The 16,072-nt window shown below is 38.9% G+C and carries 10 protein-coding genes; 2 read left to right on the top strand and 8 right to left on the bottom strand.

Going from position 1 to position 16,072, the window contains the following annotated elements:
- Window positions 1–40 precede the first annotated feature (40 nt).
- The 4 genes from BGP78_RS22200 to hhe form a co-directional block, all read right to left on the bottom strand.
- Window positions 41–1,489, bottom strand: coding sequence for a hypothetical protein (locus BGP78_RS22200; RefSeq protein ID WP_119863451.1), 1,449 nt, complete (start codon window positions 1,487–1,489; stop codon window positions 41–43).
- Window positions 1,486–2,910, bottom strand: a complete 1,425-nt coding sequence (locus tag BGP78_RS22195; protein ID WP_119863450.1) for a restriction endonuclease subunit S — start codon at window positions 2,908–2,910, stop codon at window positions 1,486–1,488. Before BGP78_RS22195 ends, BGP78_RS22200 begins: the two co-directional genes overlap by 4 nt.
- On the bottom strand, window positions 2,900–4,501 hold the full coding sequence (locus BGP78_RS22190; RefSeq protein WP_119863449.1) for a class I SAM-dependent DNA methyltransferase: 1,602 nt from the start codon (window positions 4,499–4,501) through the stop codon (window positions 2,900–2,902). The genes BGP78_RS22195 and BGP78_RS22190 overlap by 11 nt, the downstream gene beginning before the upstream one ends.
- 103 nt (window positions 4,502–4,604) lie before the next feature.
- Entirely contained in the window at window positions 4,605–10,052 is a 5,448-nt protein-coding gene (gene hhe / locus BGP78_RS22185) for a DUF4011 domain-containing anti-phage protein Hhe (protein WP_119863448.1), read from the bottom strand.
- A 227-nt stretch (window positions 10,053–10,279) separates the two neighbouring features.
- On the opposite strand from hhe, the gene BGP78_RS22180 reads away from it, so the two are divergent.
- On the top strand, window positions 10,280–11,176 hold the full coding sequence (locus tag BGP78_RS22180; RefSeq protein ID WP_119863447.1) for a TIGR01777 family oxidoreductase: 897 nt from the start codon (window positions 10,280–10,282) through the stop codon (window positions 11,174–11,176).
- A gap of 46 nt (window positions 11,177–11,222) precedes the next feature.
- On the opposite strand, the gene BGP78_RS22175 is transcribed toward BGP78_RS22180, so the two are convergent.
- Window positions 11,223–12,017: a hypothetical protein gene (locus tag BGP78_RS22175; protein ID WP_119863446.1), complete on the bottom strand. Its 795-nt coding sequence runs from the start codon at window positions 12,015–12,017 to the stop codon at window positions 11,223–11,225.
- 461 nt (window positions 12,018–12,478) lie between these two features.
- Window positions 12,479–13,006 (bottom strand): TetR/AcrR family transcriptional regulator, encoded by a 528-nt coding sequence (locus BGP78_RS22170; RefSeq protein ID WP_119863445.1) that lies wholly within the window; start codon window positions 13,004–13,006, stop codon window positions 12,479–12,481.
- A gap of 96 nt (window positions 13,007–13,102) precedes the next feature.
- On the opposite strand from BGP78_RS22170, the gene BGP78_RS22165 reads away from it, so the two are divergent.
- Window positions 13,103–13,543, top strand: a complete 441-nt coding sequence (locus tag BGP78_RS22165) for an HPP family protein (protein WP_119863444.1) — start codon at window positions 13,103–13,105, stop codon at window positions 13,541–13,543.
- A 56-nt stretch (window positions 13,544–13,599) separates the two neighbouring features.
- On the opposite strand, the gene BGP78_RS22160 is transcribed toward BGP78_RS22165, so the two are convergent.
- Together BGP78_RS22160 and BGP78_RS22155 are read right to left on the bottom strand one after the other, a co-directional pair.
- Complete coding sequence (locus BGP78_RS22160; RefSeq protein WP_119863443.1) at window positions 13,600–14,652, bottom strand: acyl-CoA desaturase; 1,053 nt, start codon at window positions 14,650–14,652, stop codon at window positions 13,600–13,602.
- A complete protein-coding gene (locus BGP78_RS22155; RefSeq protein ID WP_119863442.1) occupies window positions 14,649–15,710 on the bottom strand; it encodes a flavin reductase family protein in 1,062 nt (353 codons plus the stop codon). Before BGP78_RS22155 ends, BGP78_RS22160 begins: the two co-directional genes overlap by 4 nt.
- Window positions 15,711–16,072 lie beyond the last annotated feature (362 nt).

The following is a 16,072-nucleotide window of genomic DNA, read 5'->3' as shown; positions in this document are numbered from 1 at the left end:
TGAGCGTACTTTTATCGCTGTATTTGATTGATCACTGACTCTAAAAGCATACTGAATAATGTGCCTTTAAAAGCTTCATCATATTACGTTTTGCTTTGTGTTGTTTGATAACCTGACGGATCATCCGGTGTAGTTGCTCAAGATGATCACCTTGGAGGTTTTTCTCTAGCGTCAGCAGTAAATCGGTGGCGTGTTGATATGCTTGATTGTTACCTTGGCTTATTGTTGGTAGTACAACTCGCGCATATAAATCGATGGCTTCTTGTGGGTGTTCAGCAACAATTAAATCCGCTAATTTAAGCAATTTAGTAAACTCTGCTTTATGTGACTTTACCCATAAACGAGCATTGGTTAACTCTTGGTGATACATATAAAAGCTTAATAACGCATCGGCCTCTCGGGCAATACCTCCATAGCTATTTTCAGTGTAACAGTGGGTAAAAATATGCTCGGCTTTCTCTTTAAATGTTGTATCAATTACCCCTGTTTTTTTCTCCAGTGCCATTAACCCTTTGTAACCTGAAAAACTAGGGCGTTGGTTAAATAGTTGCCACGCCAACTGCCACGCTTGGCTATAGTCTTTTAAAGCAAGGCGCAACTCAACTTCAAATTGTTGACAACTGAATTTTTCTCGGTCATTTTTTGCCGCGTGATAGGCTTTTTGTAACCAATATTCCGCATCTAAGAGTTCACCTTGATCAACACCTTTATTATCTAAACAAAGCTGGCTGATGCTAATAAAATCTCTTTCATCGTAAGCGGTCATTGCCATCAATGTGCATTGTTGCTGCCAATCATTTTTTTGTTGCGCTTGTGCTATGAGGGGTTCAATTAAACGGGCGTATTTAGATTTTTGTTGCCAGTTGCTTAAATCAACGCCTTGTTGCTGACGTTGTTGTGCAGCTGTTTCACATAAGCCAACAAAAATCTGCTTTACCGGATCAGTTAAGTTAAAGTCCTCGGGCACGCTCGGAAACACATCGTATTTATAGTCTTTATAATGGTCAAAAATCCATTGTGCCTTGTCATCGTCAGACCAAGTTTGTTGGTTAAACAAGGTACTTAATCGTTGATTTAATTGGCCTTCTAAATCAAAACGATAACCACCTGAGTCATCGACTTGCTCTAACACGGTATTGAGCCGAACCAGCGCATGCAACACCAGTTGCCATTGTTTATCTGTGGGCAAGCTATCGATGGCAATAAAAATGTCTGCAAACATGTCATCACTATGCCGAAAATAGGCGCTTGCCTCGCTGTAGCTCCAAACCTGCTTTTTTGGCAAGGCTTTGGTGATCATCTTTTTTATATCCGCAGCGCTTAACCCACCTTGGCCGTTTAACATCGCCAGCTGCCAACGGCTTTGCTCTTCGGCAGACTCGCCAATATAATTGAGAATAATCTCGCTGAGTTCATCAACCGATTTTTGTTTAAACCAGGTTTTTAGCTGGCTCATAATGGGGTGCTGTTCGTCGTCATAGGTTTTCATGATGGGTATGCTTCTGTCGCGGCCGTGCATTTACTGTTGTCAGCAGGCAAAGTTAATTCACCTGAGATGAGTTTTGGTAATAATGTGTCTCTTACTTTGCTAAGCTCTTCGTTTTGGTGCGAACCTAATAAAATTTTATCTATAAGCTTTTCAGTTACTTTGCTAAATTCATTTAAGACTAACTCTGTTGGCTTTAAAGTGTTTAGACCTTCAAATGATGACTTATTTAAAATAGGCATTGTTGAACCGCTACTACCCAAATTGAATAGTTCTTCACGCCTTAACCTAAGATTCATAAAAACGTAATTTCGATACGACTGTTTTGCAAGGACAATAGAGTTTAGCTGCTGATTGGTGACAGATTTATATGGAGCAATTACGGTTTTTCCCATTTGGCTCCCTATACATGTTACGCACACTGAACCTTGATCTATTACGTTATTTTTGACAGAGGTAACTCCTTCTGAGCTGAGATGTCGTGCAATAGTTAGAGCAAAAACGTCACTATCAACATCAGAAGGTGTGATAAATGGAAGTCCTTTATCAGCAAAAGCATTTTCTATTTTCTTAGGAGGAGTTTTACCTGTAACTACTTTGCCAAAAGATTTTAAATTAGAGGTTTCCCAACCTTTAGGTACCCAGCCGCTGATGCCGATTGATGGAACATGAGTTTGTTCAAATTCGCTTGGGAAGAGTTGTTGGATATCTTCGGGTAGTGGTTTAGCGTCTAGCTCGCCATTAGCAATTTGTTGCTGTACTTGCTGACGCTGTTCGGCTTTTTTCTGCAAGGCTTCTGGGAAATCGTTTACTGCCATACCGCTAGCAAGGGCATTGTCGAAAACGGGATCAAAATCAACAAACCAGCTTTTAAATAACGCTTGCGCCATTTGTTCGAGTGTTTGGTTGGTTTGTCGGTTTAATTCTATTTTATCATCTATAGTTGAAAGTACTTTAGAGATTTTTGTCTTTACTTCTGAGGGGGGTTCTGGAATTTGAAGACTTTTAATTGTCTTCAAGCTTATAGTCTTTTGTACAGCCCCAACAACCATTTCATCGATTTGAGCCTTAATTTGAGGAGAAGTTAATGCGTAATACAAATACCTACTTTTATCTTCTGGAATAATTAGCGCCGTATTCTGCCCCAAGCAAAATTTTTCGCTAGAATTAACGTATGCGACATTCCCATAACTTCCAACTCTAGAAATTATTAAATCCCCAATTTCAGGATCTCGTCCTTTGCTAAAATCGGCATAAACTTCATCGCTAACTCTTTTAGTATCTTTTAATTGAAGCACACCTCCTTTTACATCAACGACTCTAACCATCGGATAGCCATCATCAGAATACTGCGGAGTCTTATGCCTAGAATCTACTACTTGAGCAATTTCATCAATTCTTTTGGTATTCCAACTATTCGCCATAACCTAACACCTCCAAGTTTTGACGAATCGCTTTATCTAGTTCTTCTGCCTGTTCCATTTGGCTATAAAGGGTTTGGCTTAGCTCCTTCATTTTAACTTCAAACGGGATGCCGTCATCTTCAATTTCAGCAGCGCCCACATAACGGCCCGGTGTTAATACAAAGTCATTCGCTTTAATATCTTCAAGCGAAGCTGACTTGCAATAACCTGCAACATCTTTATATGGTTCAAGAGATCCCGCATCAAGTGCGGAATGACCGGGGGTGTTGCGCCAAGCATGGTAAGTGCGAGCAATATCAGCAATATCATCCGTGGTTAATTCTTTATGTACACGGCTAACCATAGTGCCTATTTCACGGGCATCAATAAATAGTGTTTCACCTTGGCGGTTGCGGTAGCCACGTTCAGAGTCTTCTTTTTTGTTTTTGGTGATAAACCATAAACACACTGGAATTTGCGTGGTGTAAAAAAGCTGCCCCGGTAAGGCGATCATACAATCCACTAAATCTTGCTCAATGATTTTCTGGCGAATTGCCCCTTCACCGCCGGTATTTGAGCTCATTGAGCCATTGGCTAATACAAACCCTGCGGTGCCATTTTCACTCAGCTTTGAGATCATGTGCATGATCCACGCATAGTTAGCATTACCTGTTGGGGGTACGTCAAAACCCGCCCAACGGCCATCGTCAACTAATTCGCTCTCCCCTCGCCACTGCTTTTGGTTAAACGGCGGGTTTGCCATAATAAAGTCAGCCTTCAGATCTGAATGTTGATCTTTAAAAAAACTATCACCAGCAACTTCTCCTAAATTACCGGAAATACCCCGCACCGCTAAGTTCATTTTGGCTAGCTTGTAGGTGGTATTCGTGTATTCCTGTCCATAAATTGAAATGTCTTTACGGTTGCCTTTGTGGCTGTCGATAAACTTTAACGATTGCACAAACATACCGCCAGAACCACAACATGGGTCGTAAATTTTACCTTTGAACGGTTCAATCATTTCAGCAATTAACGCAACGACTGATTTTGGCGTATAGAATTCACCACCACCTTTGCCCTCACTAGAGGCAAACTTACCTAAAAAGTATTCGTAAACGCGTCCCACTAAATCTTCTTCAGTCATTTCACATTCGCTAGCAGCAGTATCGATGTTGTTAATGGTATCGATAAGTGACGCAAGCTTACTGGTAACAAGCCCTAAACGGCTAAAGTAGTTTTCTGGCAATGCACCTTTTAATGACGGGTTGTTCTTTTCAACCGTGTGTAATGCCGTGTCGATTTTTACGGCAATGTCGTCTTGCTTCATGTTCTTTTTAATAAACGACCAACGGGCTTCCTCTGGCAGGTAAAACACGTTGTCTTGCATGTAAAATTCAACTTGCTCAACAAAATCCTGCATGCCACCATCAATTAACGCTTGGCGTTTGTCTTCAAACTTATCACTGATAAATTTTAGGAAGATAAGGCTTAATACCACATGCTTATATTCAGACGACTCAACACTGCCACGCAGTTTATTCGCGGTGTCCCAGAGGGTTTCTTCAAAATTGGTATTTGCGGTGTTGCTCTTTTTGCTTTTAGCGGTTGCCATTCACTTTACCTTAATTCTTTTTTAAACAGTGATCTGTATCATTTAGTAGTATGGTACATTGAATTTACTTTTAACTCATGCAGTTATGTAAGTAAAAATTTAACTACACGCTATTATCTTGTTCATCTTCAGCAATAATAGTCAGCACTTTTTCAAGGTATTTGCCATGTGCTGTCGATGTTGCTGAACGCAAATATGGCGGAATAACCTCTAGAAATTCACTTTTAGAAATAGGCTTAAATTCACATAAAGCTGCGATCATAGCTGGTCTTAGCAATCTACTTGCTAACGGCACTTCATCGATAGCAGGGATAACTTCCTCAGCAAATTTTTGAAGTTTTATCTCTAATGAAACGTCAGAGTGAGTAAATTTATCTAGCTCATGTAATACTTGGCTCTCGTGCTCGACAACATTTTCAATTTCTTCTACTTCAGATTCTATCTCTGCATGTTCGGGTACTTCAGTTTTTAGCTGATGTAATGCTTCAATAATTGGCGTTAATTGAGCTTGTGGGTTCTTGAACCAGTCGGTTGACCAAATTCGTTTAATGTTCCAGCCTAACCCTTCTAATACCGATTGGCGCAACCTGTCCCTATCACGCGCGGATTTAGCAGAGTGGTATGTTGCGCCATCACATTCGACGCCCATTAAGTAACGCCCAGGCTGTCCTGGGTCTTGTACCGCTAGGTCAATAAAATAACCAGCGACACCGACTTGTGGTACACAATTGAACCCTTCAAGTTTTAAAGCATTCATCACAGAAATTTCGAAATCACTGTCTGGCTGTTTGCCTGTATGCTTTTGCTGCTGAAGCTTCCCTGTTTGGGCAAAGCTTAAAAAGCTTTTCAGTGCTTGAACACCTGAGCTCGATGTTTCAGAGGCGACAATGTGGCCCTCGGTCATCGAACTGAAAACATGCATACGTTTTTTAGAACGAGTAAACAATACGTTTAGTCGTCTGCCACCGGCAGCTGAATTAATTGGTCCAAAACGCTGTGGCATTTGCGCCGCACCCGCCTCTAGTGGCCCGTAGGTGCATGAAATGTAGATCACGTCTCTTTCATCACCTTGCACATTTTCAAGGTTTTTAAGGAATAATGCTTCATCTGTATTAGCGTTATCCGCCAGTGCATCTCTAAATTGAGGGTCATCTTTAGACAGTTCTTCCACACAGCGCTCTATTTGTTCTCGCTGTTTTGAGCTCATAGCAACCACACCTAACGATTCATCTGGGCGATGCAATAAATGGTTTCTCACTGCTTCGGCAATCACTTTCGCCTCTTCAATGTTATGCTGATTTACAAAGCGACCACTTTTTACATGGGTAAATTTAATACCAAATTCGTCACTTTTACTTGATGGTGACGGGAATACCACTAAGTTACTGTCGTAAAACTCTTGGTTTGAAAAGGCAATTAAGCTTTCGTGACGCGAGCGATAATGCCAACGTAACCGACGAGCATTAAACATAGGGAAAGAGACATCAAGGATGCTTTCTGATTGCTCTATCGCTGTGGTGTCTTCATCATCGTTATCAACGGCTTTATCAAAAAAGCTAGTTGGCGGTAACTGCTTTGGATCACCAACAACAACTAATTGTTTACCCCGAGCAATAGTACCTAAGGCGTCTTGAGGTTTAATTTGTGACGCTTCATCCATCACAACCAAGTCAAACTCTAATTCCCCAGGTACTAGGTATTGTGCTACAGAGTGTGGCCCCATCATGAAGCAAGGCTTTAAAGCTACCAGAGATTGGCTCGCTCTTCTAACCAGTTGTCTTATCGGTGCGTGACGAGTTTTTTTGTTTACTTCATTATTGATAAGACCCATTTCAGTGTAAGAAGAAACCTTCCCGCTAGAAATACCAGAAACAGTGTTAGACACGCCAGTTTGTGCGACTTGATAAGCTATTTTTTCTTGTTGTAATGTTTTTAGCTTATTGTCGTATTCTCTAAATTGTTTACGAACTGCATTTTGGTCAGCTCCTGAAAAATAAGCTAACTCTTGGTTTTCATTTATGATCTCTCTGGCGAGAATATCAAATACTGAGTAAACATAGATTTGTTCAATATTTTCTAAATCTAAGGCACCGGTTTCGGTGTAACGTAATAAATTCTCTAATCCTTTATCTGACAAGGATGATCTTATTCTAATAAAGTCTACCCAAGTGCTTAACCAACGAGGTTGGCTAATGGCTTTATTGTTGCGCTCTTGTAAGAGCGCAAATTTACCATTTGTGCCTTTACACCAAGCATTTTCATCCAATTCAACTTTGTGAGAAAATTCTTGTAAAGTATGCTGGTAGTTATTAAACGCAACTGAAAGACTGTCTAAATTAGAGGTAATTAACAAGAGCGCTTCACTACTAACATTATTTAATAAATATTCTTTTAAAGGCTCTGATTCGAGCAAATTAATTGCTTTACTTAGTTCTAATGTAGATTCTATTTTAATGAGTTGCGCTCGAGAATCACTTCTAATTGATAATTGAGTGCTTTCATCAAATAACTCTCTAGCAATATCATTACCATCAAGTACATGCTCTGCACTCACTAAAGTTAAAACTTGTTCAATACACTTTGTTAACTGACTTAAAGTAAAGTCTTTCTTTGATAGTGATTGTAAAGTTTTAATATCATTTTCTAGTTCACCAACAAACGATGAAATACCAACATCTGCTGACAAATCTGTATTTTTGTCGTCAAATAATAAATGCGAGAAAACATTTTCAAGTTGAGGAAATAATTGAAAGAACTGCTCAAATTCGGCAAGTGATTTTGATGCAGCTAAATGCTTTAACCCTTTAAATAATTCATTGTCGATAGAAAATAATGAATTAGCAAAAGACACTTTTTTACCAAAGCCTACCCCATACGAGGCTCGAATATCTTTATACCACGCTCTAAGGCTGATGAGTTCAGCAATTGGTGTATCAATCCCATTAAACTCATGTTGTAGCAAAGTTTGGTAAGCAGATTCTTTGTTTAATTCATCTATCAACTCTCGATACGATGTTAAGCTAGCAATAAATGGTACTAACTTTTTAACTTTAGGCTTCAACCCTTTCGCATACATAAGCAGTTTAGATTTAGCTGCTCGCCACTCACTACTAAACCAACAGAAAAGTCCTGCATTTTTCATAATGCTATCAATTTCTTTTAGTTCATTTGCTGTAGGTAAATTTTCTAAGTTAAAGTGTTGTTCTAAATTATTGTGTAGAGGTTGAATTTTAGGAAGAAGATCCTCTAAATTAGCTAGGTGCTGGTCTAAAAGTTCATTATCAAATAGTTCATTTCTTCTAGATATTAGCGTTATATCGAGGGCGTTAATATGTTCAAAGTACTGCTTACATTCTAAAAAGCCATTATACGATGGGGATAATAAGTCATATAGGCTGTTATCTTGCTCCGTTAATGTCTTTAAATCATCTGAAAGCGAAAGGCTTACGTCTCTTAATGTTTCAAGCAGCTGTAACTGTTGAAAAATATTAGTTAGCTTTAATTCGAGGCTCTTACACTCTTTTTGTAAATTTTGATTCGATTTTGTAAAGCGTTCTAGGCTTTCACCTTCGTTTAAAACGGTTAGCTCGAATAACTCTTTCAACGACACAAACAACTTAGATGTCGCTTTATATTGCTTGATGCATTCAGTTAATTCATTTTCTTTCTGAGGCGTAATTAAGCTTAGAGCCTGTAGGTGTTCAGTACCTTTTAATTTAGGTATCTTGTTACTGTCAGCTAATACTTGTTTCAATGAACTAATATCGCTCGCTACATCACTATTAAGTTGTTCATTTAAAGGGGTAACAGCTTGTTCTAATTCAGCAATAGTGCTATCCCAAGCAACCAAGAGCTTGCATACGTCATCACAATCAAATAGCTGGATAGATTTATTGTAGACACCAAACCAAGGATGGTCTGATAACTCTGCCTCTGAACCAAATTGTTTTTTTACCTCATCAAAAACATCAGCATATTTTTTAAGTTCATCAGTGGTTCTTCTTGATGATATTTCATCGAAGCTTTGGCCATTAATGTGATCAGGCTTAATATCTTCTAGCGAAATATTTGCGAATTCTTCACGATAACGTGTTGCTGTAGAAAAGATTTGATGAATTGTTCTCCCGGTGTTTTTCCATTTGCTGTTGATCAAATTAGCATAACGAGTTAATGCTTCTTTTTTCTCTTCATACATTTGGGTATCAATATCAATTGATGACGGGTAACAATAATCATCTTGGTTGTTTATTCGCTTGGCTATATTTTCATATACTTGTTTTTTCTGTGTTTTATGGCTGTGTAATTCTAGACAAAAATCACCTAAACCCGCTCTAGATAATCTAGATTTTACGACTTGAAGTGCAGCCATTTTTTCAGCTACAAATAGTACTTTTTTACCTTGAGAGATAGCCGCTGCTATTAAATTAGTTATAGTTTGAGATTTACCAGAGCCTGGTGGCCCTTCGATAACTAAATCTTTACCCTGAATAGCATCAACCAACGCACTGTGCTGTGAGCTATCTGCATCGTCTATTAATGGATATTGGTTATGTACTTCATCAAGCTTATCTATTAGATATTCTTCACCGAAACTTGTGTTACTTCCATTTCCATCATCAATACCTTTTTTAGCAAAAAACTTTTGAAGAATTGAGTGATTTTGAATATTGCTCGCCCCTTGAGGCCAACGTGCAGGATCTAAATCCAAGTACATTAATAACTTGCCGAAATCGAACATAGATAGCGTAGAAAAACGCTTAACCTTCCATTGAGGTTTATGTCGTGAAAACTGGCTTTCAACGTTCTTCAAATATTCTTCTGGTAAAGCGCCTTCCGTTAATTCAGGCAATTCAAGATGAAAATCATGCTTTAGTTTTTCTCTTAAAGATAGGTTTGAAATTATATCTTCACCTGTGTATTCAATAGTGTAAGTATATGTTCCAAGATCTTTATTTAATGAAGCTCTATCAATCTTAACCGGTATTAAATACAGCGGAGCCTGTCGCGTTACGCTTGAGTTTTCATCTTCAAACCAGTCAAGAAAACCAAATGCTAAATAAAGGATATTTGCGCCAGTTTCTTCAATAGCGGTATTTGCCTTGGTTCGAATATTACGTAATTGTGCTTCTAGCTCTCGTGGATAAAGAAGAGATTGGATATTGGTATCGTTATGCTTTGAATCTTTAGATTTGATGCTTAATGGCAGCTCATAGTTCGTGTTGAACCCTTTGACTTTTGCCCATTCTTTAGCACTTGGATCAGCTTTTACTTTTACCTCTTGCCCATCATCGTCAATAACGATATACCCATGCTCAATTAATTCCTCTCGCAAAGGTTCATCAATAGGTATAAAAGTAAACTTATGACTTTCAAGTATATTCTCAGCTAATTGATCTGGCATTTCATCTATCACTCGGATAAAACCAGATCTACCATGTTTAAAGTTTAACAGTCGGTTTCTGCCAGTGAGGTCTAATAAGCGATTTCGAATCGTCTGCAAAGAATCAAATGCAAAGTTCTCATTTAACTGAGTATGAGTTGAGTTATCCATCTCTTGAGGTGCTCCCTTGTCATTATCTTTAAATAAAGGCGGCTAAAATAACTATGTCACTAAAGTTTAAACCCGACAATGACGACACAGGATTTCCTTAACGATTTTTTTCTGATTCTAATGCATTCCCTGATAAAGTCATAGCTACTAGACGCTAAAGATGATCTATATTGTTTGGTGTGCGTATTTATTATGTTGATATTAATGCAGTAAGGAAGGTAAACCACATGAAAGTATTGATCACAGGTGCAACAGGGCTCATTGGTCGTCAATTATGCCAAGAGCTGTATCAAGAGCATGAACTTATTGCGTTAACACGCCACATAGCCCGCGCAAAATCAATCCTACCAGACACTGTTACATGCATAAACACATTAAACGACACCGATTTTAACGCGCTCGATGTTATTATTAATCTTGCAGGCGAGCCTATCGCCGACAAGCGCTGGTCAGATCAACAAAAAGAAAAAATCTTAACGAGTCGACTAACTATCACTCAGCAACTGGTCGAGAAAATTAAGCTCGCAAATAGTCCGCCTCATACACTTATTTCGGGCAGTGCCATTGGATTTTATGGACGTCAATCAAGTCATATAAAAATCAATGAGACGTTTACCGACTGTACAGCAGAGTTTAGCAATGAGTTATGTGAGCAATGGGAAGACCTTGCTCTCAGTGCTCAGCAGTACAATACTCGAGTATGCATCGTGCGCACTGGCGTTGTACTCAGCGCACAGGGCGGCGCATTGGCTAAGATGGTTCCTCCGTTTAAAATGGGCCTTGGTGGCAAAGTATCAAGTGGCGAACAAATGATGTCTTGGATCCACATAGATGACATGGTAAACATTATTGTGCACTTGATGGAAAATACGGCACTCAATGGAAAATTTAATGCGACAGCGCCCTCCCCTGTAAGCAACATAGAGTTTACCAAAACATTATCATCTGTACTGAAACGACCCGCAATAATTCCCATGCCCAACATCATGTTGCGGCTTCTGTTTGGAGAAATGGCCGATTTACTCATTTATGGACAAGCAGTTGTGCCCGACAGGTTAACTAAAGACAACTTTCAATTTAAGTATAAAGAATTACACAGTGCGCTGAATGATATACTGATCTAAGAAGAAGTAACCAACATACGGTTACTTCTTTATTAAAAAGCAGGGCTTATTTAATGATAAGCTGATCTTCAAGTAAGTAGATGCTTTCTGGGTTAGTTAGGCTGAATACTTTAACTGCCAACGTTTTACCCGCGGCGTTTTCACACTGAAGAATTTGGTAAAGAACAGGTTGACGCGTATCGTTTAGCACTTCTTTATTCACGGTAAATACATCTGAATGAAAAGGCCCTTTTGCGTCTTTCCCAGAGAATAGGCCAAGTTCAACACCACGATTAGACAAAGTAGAACAATAAGCTTGGTTATTCTGGTTATTCACTGTCAAACGACTCGTTACAGTGTATGCACTATGATAGCCATATGAATACGGCTGGTGTACAAACTCTCCAGTAGGCACTACATCGATTTGCCAATCAACAATAGGGGCACCAGGAATGTTAACTAATACATTATAGTCAACCCCTTCACCATCAATACAATTAACATGCATCGTTTTATTGTTTGTTAAATATTGCTCAGGAATATCTGCTGATACAGTGATCTTTGCAGGTGTAGCTGGGTCGATTTCAAAACTTGGATTAACAATGTGCTCGCCGCCATTATTACCGCCACCTGTGTTTGAGTAAACATTTGCAAATTGGCAGCTGCTTAACTCATCTCTTAATAACAAGTCCACACGTAGTTGGTGCGCAAATTCACTTGTTATCGCCGCTGAAGATACTGGGCCAAATGAATATTGAGTTGAACGCTCATAACCATCTGTATCAGCCACATTTTGTGCTAATGCAAAACTAGCCCCAGAGAACAATGTAGAAGCCAATAATAACGCATTAGTTTTATTCATGATAATTTCCTTTTTAGTCGCTTTTTAGAATACTAATTCAAACTCATTCCGAATTAGCTGCAGCCATTTTACATAGATAAAAACACCCGTATCAACCCAAAAAATTTACATTTTTAACCAATAATATTTAAAAATATACCTTTTTAAATCGTGACTAAAAATAAAAACAAATTAAATCAGTGAGCTTAATAAACAGCGTTAAGTTCCCCTGGTTGTTACTGTGCATGATGAGTAAAACTGATTTGTTCTCATTTGATTTGGCTAAGCGTTAATAAGCATCACTAATGTACTTTTTTATAATAAAATTTAACATTAACTTATTTAATGAATAACATGTCAAATAGCCAGCCAAAAAAGTCTTCATTACACAGTCAAATTAAGGTTTATACGTATTGAAAATATGTACCTTATGATGTGACCATCACCAAGGTAACACCGATAAAAAGAGCAAAAGCGTGGGATCAGCGTAAAAAGCTTTTCGCAATATCGCTGTTTTTCAACATAAACGCACTGACAATTGCACCTTCAGACAAAGTAAAGATTCGCTCTAATTCCTGTTGTGAGCCCCCTTGTAGATGTCGATTAAGCAATGCCTTAACTTGGTTTTTATGGTACGCGCAATATGCGGTAATATCTGGGTTGTATTCTTGAAATTCTGCTGCGGTATTGATAAAAAAGCACCCTCGAAACTGTGCTAAAGAGGGCACCTTGCAATTAAACCATTTATCAAGCGCACTGAACAATTGAAAGTAAGTGCTCTTTATGTCGTTAGCACCTTCTAATTCATCACAGAGCCAAGCCATAAAAACGTCATGTCGCTCCCTCAAGCAAGCTAAGATCAAATCATCTTTACTGGCGAAGTAAGCATATAGTGTTTTTTTGGCCACACCAGATGTGCTAATGATTTCGTTAATACCTACTTGCCCTGCACCTTTGGTATAAAATAAATGCAATGCGGTTTGAATGAGCTGTTGTTTTTTGTCTGTCATTTTATCTCCTTAATCATATCTATCTTGACATGAGTAGACCACTCTGTCTACCATGTAGGTAGACAGAGTGGTCTACTTTAAAAAGGAAAAGGCATCATGAAGTTTAAAGATAAAATTACAGCAGGGATCGGTGCAGGAACAGCAATCGCTTTACTTGGTTTACTAGAAAAAATAGAGATGCAACTGATGCTACTCATCGCGCCTTTTGGTGCAAGCGTCGTGCTTATTTTTGGTGTACCGTCAAGCCCACTCGCCAACCCCAAAAATGTCATACTCGGGCATCTACTCACCGCAAGTATTGGTTTACTGTTTGTCAATTATGTTGAAGTCAATACACTCACTATTGCATTGGCAACCGGGTTAGCAGTCAGTCTAATGCTGCTAACGAATACGACCCACCCGCCCGCTGGCGCAAATCCAATATTGATTATGATCACTGCACCCAGTTGGCAATTTTTGATCTTTCCCATATTCACTGGCACAGTGATCATGGTCCTCACAGCAAAGGTGATTGAGCGGTGTCGTCAACGAGTATAAAGGTCACATAGAAGAAACATGTATGCAGCCCAATGAGACTGCATACTGTCACTATTTTACGGAAATGAGTAACGCAATATACGTTTTAACACAGAGCAATACTGCTTAAAAAAGCCACCAGTATTGTACGCAATATCATGCTTAGAGAGTACAGCTTGTACCTTGGGTGCAATTTCTTGGTAACGTGATGCAGGTAAGTCAGGGAATAAGTGATGCTCAATTTGATAACTTAAGTGGCCCGTTAAAATATGGAATGTATTACCTCCTTGAATATTCGATGACCCCAATACTTGACGATAATACCACTGCCCTTGACTTTCATTCTCACAATCCTGCTGCTCAAACGTTTGCGTTTGTTCTGTAAAATGGCCACAGAATATGATGGTTGATGTCCATAAATTACGAATAAGATTAGCGAGTAAGTTACCACTGAATACCCACAAAAATAACGGACCAGCAAGTACGGGAAAAACCACATAATCTTTCAGTAATTGCCGTGTACCTTTACTAAAAAAACGTTGCTTTAACATTCGGTGCGACACTCGAGAATCACGGCCTTGTTTTTGCTTTCCTAAAAAAACGCGTTCAGCAGCCAATTCGTGATAAGACACGCCCCATTGAAATAAAATGCTCAAATTGATGTATGTTAACAGTTGCCAGCTATTTTTCAGTCGCCATTTAAAATCATTCGATAATCGTAGCAAGCCATAGCCAAAATCTCTGTCTTTACCAAGAATATTGGTATACGTATGGTGTTCGTAATTATGCACTCGATGCCAACTTTGTCCATCACAGGCAATATCCCATTCATACACGCGAGAGTTAATATGTTTATCGTTCATCCAGTCATATTGACCATGCATCACATTATGACCAATTTCCATATTATCTAGAATTTTTGCAACGGCGAGTAGTAAAACCCCTATTAACCATAATGCCGGAAGTAAAAACCCCATCATGAGTAATACACGAGCAGACCATTCACAATACCTTTGTATGCGAATAATTCGCCGAATATGATCCGCATCTGCTTGGCCTACTTTGCTTAGCGTTTGCTGTTTTATGTCATCAAGCTCTTGTGCTAACAAAGTAAAATTTATCTTATTCATATCGTTAAATCCAAATCAGAGACGGGTTCAGACACACACAACTGGATCAACTGCTGACCACTGTCAGACAGTTGCCCAGTACGAATATCCCTCACAATCCCCGCATTTTTAACACATTGGCATTGGTGGCATACCCCAATTCCACACCCACGTATGACTGGTAAGTTTTGCAACTCCAGTTGCTCAAGTAACGTGCCTTCGCTTTTTATATAAGTCGATGATTGCTTTAGCTTGAGGGTAAAACTTTTAGCGTCCGTGCCCTTTACGTTCAACCGCTTCTTTCGAACACCAAATGTTTCTTGATAGTACGGCATGCCGAACGCTTCACATGCATTTTGCACTTGTTTCATCATATTAAACGGGCCGCAACAATACACATCCGACAGCCTATTTTCAGACACATACACATCAACTGGTTGACTGTTTTTTCTAGCACACAGCGTGACACTAAAGTGTTCATGTCTCATCTGAAGCGCATTAAGCTGCTCAATACATTGATGTTCATGCTCTTTAGCAAAGTACACCAAACGTACAGGTTCTTTGATCTGTGGTAAATGTTGGCTCAATAGAGCAATAAAAGGCGTAATACCCGAACCACCAGCCACCATGAGCAACGGCTTTTTTAATGTATTAATCCTAAACTCACCATAGGGCGCTGAAATATTGCACCACGTTTGTGTTTGTAAAACATCATATAGCTGACCTGTAAAACGACCACGTTCATCTACTTTGATCAATAACTTTATTAAACCCGATGAGTCATGCTCATCGCTACTAGATGCAACCGTAAATGTACGGGTTAATAATCGCCCATCAGCCTCTATGGTTAAATTAATATGCTGTCCTGCACGGTGCCTTGGCCAGCTTTTCTCGGGTTTTAATGTCATTTCGATATATAACGGGGATAGTTTAACGACCGTTTGTACCTTTGCACGATATAAACCATCTCTCCAAGCCGGCAGAAAATGCTGAAGAACCGGCTCCATGTAGCCAAAAAAACTCTGATGATGTAGAAATAATTGTGTGAATTTATCAAAAATGACTCGTGCAACACGCATTTTGAGCGTACACCTGTTAGCTTAAAATTGAGCGCACAAGTGTACGCTCAAAATCTATAATTTCAAGAAAAATAGAGTAATTGCATTAAATAAGGTTCCTTGATCAGCTAAAAAGTAACGTGATAGTCCTCTAGGTTGAAATTTCTAGCTATAAAAGCAACAGGCAAAAACGCCGAACATCAGCTCTACCTATGTGATGGAATAGATGGCTTTTTCTTTAGCGCACCACCAAATGAATTTTGTTAAAAAAGATGAATCAACAAACATTTTGTTGTTATTAACCATTGCCCAAATTCTAATACGTACATTATTTTCAATGGTACTCAAACTATGTTGTATAAAAACACTCATTTGATAATTTT

Origin of the sequence: Pseudoalteromonas sp. MSK9-3, from assembly GCF_003590335.1 — a bacterium.
Taxonomy (GTDB): domain Bacteria; phylum Pseudomonadota; class Gammaproteobacteria; order Enterobacterales; family Alteromonadaceae; genus Pseudoalteromonas.
This window is presented reverse-complemented; position numbering and strand designations above follow the sequence as displayed.

What these genes read in the sequence shown, in the direction of transcription:
- BGP78_RS22195 (WP_119863450.1), bottom strand. Translation starts at nt 2,910, where the DNA reads ATGGCGAATAGTTGGAATACCAAAAGAATTGATGAAATTGCTCAAGTA.
- hhe (WP_119863448.1), bottom strand. Translation starts at nt 10,052, where the DNA reads ATGGATAACTCAACTCATACTCAGTTAAATGAGAACTTTGCATTTGAT.
- BGP78_RS22200 (WP_119863451.1), bottom strand. Translation starts at nt 1,489, where the DNA reads ATGAAAACCTATGACGACGAACAGCACCCCATTATGAGCCAGCTAAAA.
- BGP78_RS22190 (WP_119863449.1), bottom strand. Translation starts at nt 4,501, where the DNA reads ATGGCAACCGCTAAAAGCAAAAAGAGCAACACCGCAAATACCAATTTT.
- BGP78_RS22155 (WP_119863442.1), bottom strand. Translation starts at nt 15,710, where the DNA reads ATGCGTGTTGCACGAGTCATTTTTGATAAATTCACACAATTATTTCTA.
- BGP78_RS22180 (WP_119863447.1), top strand. Translation starts at nt 10,280, where the DNA reads ATGAAAGTATTGATCACAGGTGCAACAGGGCTCATTGGTCGTCAATTA.
- BGP78_RS22170 (WP_119863445.1), bottom strand. Translation starts at nt 13,006, where the DNA reads ATGACAGACAAAAAACAACAGCTCATTCAAACCGCATTGCATTTATTT.
- BGP78_RS22175 (WP_119863446.1), bottom strand. Translation starts at nt 12,017, where the DNA reads ATGAATAAAACTAATGCGTTATTATTGGCTTCTACATTGTTCTCTGGG.
- BGP78_RS22160 (WP_119863443.1), bottom strand. Translation starts at nt 14,652, where the DNA reads ATGAATAAGATAAATTTTACTTTGTTAGCACAAGAGCTTGATGACATA.
- BGP78_RS22165 (WP_119863444.1), top strand. Translation starts at nt 13,103, where the DNA reads ATGAAGTTTAAAGATAAAATTACAGCAGGGATCGGTGCAGGAACAGCA.